Source organism: Streptomyces sp. AC627_RSS907 (assembly GCF_019049165.1).
The window spans coordinates 1-554 of record NZ_JAGMUE010001542.1 but is presented as its reverse complement, the minus strand read 5'-3'; the positions used below and the strand labels follow the sequence as shown (position 1 = coordinate 554).

The 554-nt window shown below is 69.1% G+C and carries 1 protein-coding gene; it reads left to right on the top strand.

Annotated features, from left to right (window positions below):
• Positions 1-77 precede the first annotated feature (77 nt).
• Positions 78-554, top strand: a 477-nt coding sequence (locus tag KUM32_RS42900; RefSeq protein ID WP_217146963.1) for an imidazoleglycerol-phosphate dehydratase, incomplete at its 3' end; no start/stop codon positions are given.

Here is a 554-nt window from a genome sequence, read left to right as displayed (position 1 = left end):
CGGGTGAGCGCCGGGACACCGGCGGAGAACGACGCGTTCCTGGACGCGGTCCGGGCGGTACTGAAGGAGAACGAGTGATGACCCGCGTAGGACGCGTGGAGCGCGCCACCAAGGAGACCTCCGTCCTGGTCGAGATCGACCTCGACGGCACCGGGCGGACCGAGATCTCCACCGGCGTCGGCTTCTACGACCACATGCTCGACCAGCTCGGCCGGCACGGCCTCTTCGACCTCACCGTCAGGACCGAGGGCGACCTGCACATCGACACGCACCACACGATCGAGGACACCGCCCTCGCGCTGGGTGCCGCGTTCCGGCAGGCGCTCGGCGACAAGGTCGGCATCTACCGGTTCGGCAACTGCACGGTCCCGCTGGACGAGTCGCTGGCCCAGGTCACCGTGGACCTGTCGGGCCGCCCGTACCTGGTGCACACCGAGCCCGAGAACATCGCCCCGATGATCGGCAGCTACGACACGACGATGACCCGGCACATCCTGGAGTCCTTCGTCGCGCAGGCCCAGATCGCGCTGCACGTGCACGTGCCGTACGGGCGC